This window comes from Prevotella vespertina, from assembly GCF_009728485.1.
Taxonomy (GTDB): Bacteria; Bacteroidota; Bacteroidia; order Bacteroidales; family Bacteroidaceae; genus Prevotella; species Prevotella vespertina.
Window position 1 is genome coordinate 151,559 of record NZ_VVIQ01000007.1, and the last position, 7,377, is coordinate 158,935.

General features: G+C 41.9%; 7 protein-coding genes. 2 read left to right on the forward strand and 5 right to left on the reverse strand.

What is annotated here, in order from left to right:
• On the forward strand, window positions 1-699 hold the full coding sequence (locus tag F0475_RS07900) for a hypothetical protein (RefSeq protein WP_234422976.1): 699 nt from the start codon (window positions 1-3) through the stop codon (window positions 697-699).
• 21 nt (window positions 700-720) lie between these two features.
• On the opposite strand, the gene F0475_RS07905 is transcribed toward F0475_RS07900, so the two are convergent.
• The 5 genes from F0475_RS07905 to xpt form a co-directional block, all read right to left on the reverse strand.
• A complete protein-coding gene (locus F0475_RS07905) occupies window positions 721-1,230 on the reverse strand; it encodes a toxin-antitoxin system YwqK family antitoxin (protein WP_155716210.1) in 510 nt (169 codons plus the stop codon).
• A gap of 419 nt (window positions 1,231-1,649) precedes the next feature.
• Complete coding sequence (locus tag F0475_RS07910; RefSeq protein WP_155716211.1) at window positions 1,650-2,213, reverse strand: DUF4251 domain-containing protein; 564 nt, start codon at window positions 2,211-2,213, stop codon at window positions 1,650-1,652.
• A 42-nt stretch (window positions 2,214-2,255) separates the two neighbouring features.
• Window positions 2,256-2,714, reverse strand: coding sequence for a hypothetical protein (locus tag F0475_RS07915; RefSeq protein WP_155716212.1), 459 nt, complete (start codon window positions 2,712-2,714; stop codon window positions 2,256-2,258).
• Between the two features lie 130 nt (window positions 2,715-2,844).
• A complete protein-coding gene (locus F0475_RS07920; RefSeq protein ID WP_155716213.1) occupies window positions 2,845-4,188 on the reverse strand; it encodes a nucleobase:cation symporter-2 family protein in 1,344 nt (447 codons plus the stop codon).
• 127 nt (window positions 4,189-4,315) lie between these two features.
• Window positions 4,316-4,888, reverse strand: coding sequence for a xanthine phosphoribosyltransferase (gene xpt / locus F0475_RS07925; protein WP_155716214.1), 573 nt, complete (start codon window positions 4,886-4,888; stop codon window positions 4,316-4,318).
• A gap of 221 nt (window positions 4,889-5,109) precedes the next feature.
• Between xpt and F0475_RS07930 the strand changes: the two genes are divergently transcribed.
• The gene (locus F0475_RS07930; protein ID WP_155716215.1) at window positions 5,110-7,182 is read left to right on the forward strand and encodes a TonB-dependent receptor; all 2,073 of its coding nucleotides are present in this window, start codon (window positions 5,110-5,112) and stop codon (window positions 7,180-7,182) included.
• Window positions 7,183-7,377 lie beyond the last annotated feature (195 nt).

The following is a 7,377-nucleotide window of genomic DNA, read 5'->3' on the forward strand; positions in this document are numbered from 1 at the left end:
ATGATTATCAAATACAAGTATAGTCCATTGCTATTCATCGACACGTTGCTTGCGCCCATCCCTGTTTTGTTTTTTATATGGTTCTTCTTTGGACACAAAGGAACAGATGCATCTCATCCTCTAATGCTTATTCTTGCATTGTGGATGACTGGTCTTGCCATCTCATATTGGCTTTTCAAGCTCTTTATTACATGTCAGAAATTATGGAAGAAAGACTATCTTTCCATCAAAGGAGACCACATCTGCTTTTATGATTGCCTCCGTTGTAAGTACATCGAAGTAACAGCTGATGAGATAGAAGGCGTCAACGATTATAATTACCACTTCGTTCCGTTCATCGTTCAGATAATTTATACAACGAAAGGAAGGCTCTTCACTCTTCCTGATCTTACACATGAAGGCAAGGAAAGAGTGACTGAAATAATTTATGACTTTATGTATAAAGACAGAGAAAGAGACCACGTCTCGTTAGCAACAAACAAGTGGCTATGCAGAAGGATAAAAGATACTCCATTTGAAGAGGGCGTTCCTTCATATCGAAGAGACGCCCTTTTGCAGTTGACAAGAGGCTCTCTTTACATCAAAGAGAGCCTCTTGTTAAATCTAATTATAATTCGCTACTCATTCTTTTCATACCTCCATTACATCTTAATAACCCACATCCCCTCCTTTGGAGGGGCTTGGGGAGGTCTTAAGTAGCTGTACCTTCACTGATAACTCTTACTGGATAAGGCTTGAATAGTGCTTCAATCCAACCTTTTCCATTCGACCATCAGGGTGCGTAATTGTCATGTAGTCGAAACGACTCTTACCTTCTCTATAAGCCACAACACCGATACTTCCATCACGCAAATGCAGCGTTAGATAGCCTTCACGCTTACCATCTTTGTAATTGCAATGCCACTTCTCCATGCCATTAGGGTAATAAGCGGTTACATGACCATCAAGAACTGTGTTGGCATCATTGCCTAAGTCGAGGAAAGAATAGCCACCCTCTAAACGCTTCTGACCATCTGGATAGAAGTCCTGGAAGATGTCTCGCTCTACACCCTTATAGCTTTCTTTTGCAAGAAGACGATAGTAAGCAACGTTCTCAGAGCTTTTCACTGATCGTAATGCTTGATTGTAGAAGATTGTATCACGTGATACTACTGTTGTTGTCACACCTTCACGAGCGAAAGATGTTGCTGAAATCAGGCAGACAAAAGCTGCAAAAAAGAACTTTTTCATTGTTGTTAGGTCTTTAATTATTCGTTTTCTATGAGCAAAATTAATAGTAAACTATGATACAACCAAATATTATAAAGGGTATTTTCAACTTATTTTTTCCGCCTTCTTAGTTGTTAGTAAAGAGCAAAAAGAATAACAAAAAGAGAAGAAATAAGCGTTAAATAGCTTTGAAAAGAAAGCGAACTATACTATTATTAAGGGTTTCATGCACAACAATTAGCATATTGTCATTTAGTTGATATATATCAATCCAACATGATAAGTTATCCTCTATGCGTATTACAATTTGACAGGAAAAATCATAGAAGATAACTTCTTCCCATAAAGAGAGACATCTTTAAAACAAAAAAATCCTGTCATCTGCACCTTACCAAAATAGTAAATGAGCAGAGACAGGAGGATATTCTTTCCACCAAATATTATAAGTTCATGAATGATACTTGGCGTTTCTTCACAGGCTTACCATTCTTGACTGTAAAACTGTCATTGAGTTCCATCACACCGGTAAAGCGTATTGCATCCTTCCCACTAGGGTTGACAAGCAAGGAGGCTGTCGCATTGTCGAACACTTCCAAGACTATCTGGTAACTTTCGTAATCATTGCGAGTGGTCATAAAAATACGTCTACCACCCTTAATAGGTTCTTCCTTGTAACTCGAAAGAGGCGAAACAAGGGACAAGCCACCGCCCCGACCGTATGGAATCTGGTACACCCTACCCACATAAGGGAGGAATAAACCAACCGAATCACCGCTTACTTCAATGCCCCAATCATCTTGTAAATAGATTGAAGGACCCCTCATTGGCTCCATTCTATCCATGAAGATGCGGTAACGATGCTCGCCTAAATGAGCCTTGACAGCAGCAGCTTTCAGTTGGGCCATCGTCTCCTTAGATACAGGCTTGCCATCAGAATCATAATAAGTCGTTGCACATCCCACCATAAGGAGTGCTGTAAATAAACATAAAAATAATCGTTTCATAATAGTACCTCTCTTTCTCTCTGATGAAAACAAGCCTTTGCTTTAGTCTATGCGTTCGATCTTTGGTGCGTTCATCTTCTCTATCGTAGGTGTAGAAGACTTACTGGAAGGTTCTGGATCTGGCGTTGTTGGGGCAGGAGAAGCTGGTGCAGCCATTGGTGCCTCATTGCTTTCTTGATGGGATGTGCTTTCCTTTGACTTAGCTTTATCAGCCTTGTCAGTCTTGTCCTTAGCCTCATCTGCATCCTTGTCCTTGTCGTCCTTGGCTGTTAAATCATCCTTTGAAGACTTCGCATGAGGCCACAGATAATCGCCGACAATGTCTATCGTGTCCTTATCGGCAGTGCGTTGCTGTTCCTCCTCTTGCTCTTCTTCGCTTAAAGGACTATCTTTGTCATCGACTATCAGATTATATCCTATCCCCAAAAGAACGATAACTACCAGTCCACATAGTACCTTAAACGTGAGCGACTTAGTAAATTTACGCTTCTTATTCTGCATTGGCTTAGCTTTAATATATTATTTTCTTTATGAAAGAAAACGCTATCGTTGCATTCTCCTACACTCTATCTGCAAAGATAAACATTTATAAGGAAAACGCACCGAAACGATGATAAAAAATAATAAATGCCTACTCTTTAATACGAATAAACGCATTGGCGAGGATGGCTGTAAGCCCTCCTGTGGTGATACCACTCGCGAAGATGCTCTTAATGAGGTCTGGCATCTTATCGAGAATACCGGGCACTAACTCTACACTCAAGCCCATTGCGAAGCTGATTGCCATAACCAACACTGCCTTACGAGTTATCTTCGTTGAAGCGATGATACGGATTCCTGCTGCTGCAACAGTACCGAACATGAGGAGAGTGGCACCTCCTAAGACGGCATCAGGGATAAGGGAAAAGAGCTGACCAACCACTGGGAAGAGTCCTAATAACACCAAGGCAGCTGCAATGAAATACCCTACATAACGACTGGCAACGCCCGTTAATTGTATCATACCATTGTTTTGAGCAAAGATGGAGTTAGGGAAACTATTGAAGACAGCGGCTAGGAAAGAATTAAAACCATCTGCTAAGATTCCACCCTGTGCTCTCTTCAAGAATACAGGACCCTCAACTGGCTCGCCAGATATCAATGAGTTGGCTGTAATATCGCCGAAGGCTTCAACAGCAGTAACCAAGTAGATAAGTCCAAGACCGATGATGGAACCTAAATCAAAGTGCAGTCCATACTTGAAGGGGGTTGGTATATTCAGCGTTCCAGCACCACTTATGCGTGAAAAGTCAATCATGTTAAGGGCGTAAGCAGCAATACATCCAACCAACAAGCCCAACACGATGGATGCCATTCGTAGGAATCTGTTGCTTGAACGATTAAAGAATATAATGCTGACAAGTACTAAGAAGGCTAAACCTAGATTCTGCATGGAACCGAAAGTACCAGCATCTATAGCCGACTGACCACCTCCGCACGAATTGATACCAGCCTTAATGAGGCACATACCAATGAGGGAAACAACAATACCAGACACTAATGGTGTGATGATCTTACGTGTATAAGGGAGTAAACGACTCACTATCATCTCCACAAAAGCCGCTACAAGGCATGCTCCAAAGATGTAACTCAAACCCATTTCAACGTTCATCTTTCCGCCAACCATACCTAACATTCCTGCACCAATTATCGGACTGATGAAAGAGAAGGATGTTCCTTGAATACAAAGAAGTCCTGCTCCCAATGCGCCAAAGCGTTTACACTGGATAAAGGTGGCTAATCCTGATACAAAAAGAGACATAGATACAAGGAAGCCAGTGGTCTCTAAGTCAAATTTCAACGCCGAACTGATAATGAGGGGAGGCGTGATAATAGCCACAAAGATGGCTAATAAATGCTGCAAAGCCGCAAATAAGGTTTCACGAAGGGGTGGTTTGTCATTCAAACCATAGATAAGTTCTTTCGACTTTTCCATTCTTTTACTTTTAAACTATAATATAATAAGGTGGAGTTATATGTCCTTTAGAACACACTTAATTGAATCTTTGTATAGATGAAATAGATTATAAATAAGAAAGGTGGACACATAATGCCCACCTTTTTTAATCTTCTTTCATCTTAATCTCACAATTCTCAAGCGATTCAATGATTGCTAAGCTCTCACAGCGAACGCCTGCTTGCTCTATTGCATCACGTCCATGTTGGAATGCTTTCTCGATAATAAAACCCATACCAACTAGTTCCGCGCCTGCTTGTTTACACAAGTCTATGATACCTTTAGCCGCATTTCCGTAGGCAAGGAAGTCATCTACGAACAACACCTTATCGCCTTCTCCTAGGTATTCTTTGGATATTACTACATGATACTCACGTTGCTTCGTGAAAGAAAACACTGTCGTCGACAGCATATCGGTCATTGTTGAAGGCTTCTTCTTCTTTGCGAAGACAACAGGAAGGTCTAGTAAGAACCCCATCATGATAGCTGGTGCAATGCCACTAGCCTCTATTGTGATGATTTTATTAATCTCCGTTGAGGCGTATCTACGTATGAATTCCACACAGATACGCTTCATCAAATTAGGATCCATTTGATGATTAATAAACTTGTCTACCTTTAGGATGCCTCCAGGATAACACTTACCATCCTTTAAAATACGATCACGTAATGCTTTCATTGTGCAATTAATAGTTTGTCGGTGCTGAGAATTAATTGCCTACAAAAGTACTAAAAAGATGGAATATAAGCACTATAACAACCTTACTTTTATCTCTCTTTATTGCAGAAAAGTACATTCACATCGATTAAACATTGCCGTTACAAAAAGATTTAGTACTTTTGCACCCGTTTGCCAGTCTGTTAACAAACTTACAACTGGCGTTTTTTATTAATTATATTATGTACAAACCAACTTTTGAAAAGCGCAGTGTCCTGAAGTTTAAGCACTTCTCTAATCACGGCTACTCGCTCTTTGCTGTTCTTGGTAAGGAGGTTTTGATTGGTGTACTGAGTGTTGCTACCTTACAGCATGCTACTGCCAAAGGCATTAGCGTTAATGCTGAAAAGGCTGAAATGGACTCAGTTGTAACCAACCGAGGCGTGATGATGGATGAAGTAAGCGTCACAGGAACACGCGCACCACTGACTGTTAGTCAGCAAGCGAGAATGGTAACTGTACTAAGTCGTGAGGAGATCCAAGCGGCGCCAGTACAGAGTGTGAATGACTTATTGAAGTATGCCGTCGGTGTCGATGTACGACAAAAGGGTCCTCTAGGGGCTTTGACAGACGTAAGCATACGTGGGGGCAACTCCGAACAAGTCACAATTCTTCTCAACGGCATCAATATCTGTGATGCACAAACAGGTCATAACGCCTTCGATTTCCCAGTTGATATTAGTGAAATCGAGCGCATAGAAATTCTTGAAGGACCTGCTGCACGAGTTTATGGTACGTCTTCTTTATTAGGTGCTATAAACATTGTAACCCAAACTCCACCACTATCAAGTCTCTCCGCACACGTCGAAGGCGGCTCTTATGGCTATCTTAGTGCTGGTATGCGAGCGAACTTATCAAAGGGGAAATGGAACAATCAGCTATCTGGTTCATATACCCGCAGTGATGGTTATCTTCGTAACAAAGCAGGCAAACTGAATGCTGATTATCGCACAGGTAAGGCTTTCTATCAAGGTAATTACACGGATAACGACGTTAGAGTTCAGTGGCACGCAGGTATGAGTATCAAGGACTTTGGCTCTAACACATTCTACTCAACGAAGTATGATGACCAGTTCGAACACACATTCAAAACCTTTACTGCCATACAAGCAGAGAATCTTCAAGGGCGTTTCCACATCCGTCCTGCCATCTATTGGAACCGCAGCATGGATCGCTTCGAACTGTTCCGAAACGCTGCAAACAAGTATCCTTTCAATTATCACCGCACAGATGTCTATGGTGTAAACCTCAATACTTACTTTGATTGGAAGCTAGGACGAACAGCCGTAGGAGCCGAGATTCGCAATGAAGATCTCGTCAGTGGTAACCTTGGCGAACCGCTTGCTAAGCCTAAGCACATACATGGTACGGACAGAGACTACACCGTTGGTCTAAACAGAACGAATATCCAGTTCGTCTTTGAACACAATCTCATCCTTGACCGATTCACGTTATCTGCGGGTTTAATAGCCGTTAAGAACACACAAGCTGATATGCACATGCGTGTTTACCCAGGCATCGACGCAAGTTATCGCATTGGACAAGCATGGAAGTTATATGCCTCTTACAACACATCTCTTCGTATGCCTTCTGTAACGGAGTTGTTCTATTCTGTAGGTGGACATAAGGCTGATAAGCACCTCAAACCAGAGGAACTTTCAGCATTAGAGACTGGCGTTAAATATGAAACCAAGGGTGTTACTGCCAAGGCGAGTCTATATTGGAATCATCATAAGAACCTCATCGACTGGATCAATGATGGGACTTTAGATGCCAACGGAGCACCGCTTTGGAAGAGTGTTAACTTTGGAACTATCAACGATTTCGGGGCAGAGATGGCACTTGACTTTAATCTTCTGCAGCTCATCCCATCGCAACGTTTCTTTAAGAAGTTCGGTGTTGCTTATAGTTACATCAACCAGGATAAGACTGAGCAAGCAGGTATCGTGAGCAAATATGCCCTCGAATACTTAAAGAATAAGGTAGTAAGTAACCTCCAAATGAACCTCTGGCGCAATCTTGACCTCGGTCTTAACTATCGCTTCCAACACCGTATGGGCAGCTATTTGGACATAAATAATCAACGTCACAAATACAGAAGTTACGGCGTAATGGACGCTAGATTAAGTTGGAATGATAAGAGTTGGACAGCCTATCTGGAGGCTAACAACCTCTTCGGAACGCATTACCTTGATTATGGAAATGTCCCTCAACCCAGCACATGGGTTATCGGTGGCATCCGTATCAACCTATAAAAAAGCCTCACCCCGTTAGGCGCCCCCCTCTCTGTAGGAGAGGGGCTGGGGGTGAGGCCGTACCACAGGGAGCGAGAGAACCAAATTAATACACTAGTTTTGAAAGACATTAATTTCACAATTAATATAATCGAGTTGTCTTATTACAGAACGATTGATACCCTGAATCAATCTATTTAAATGCTCCCGTGGCAC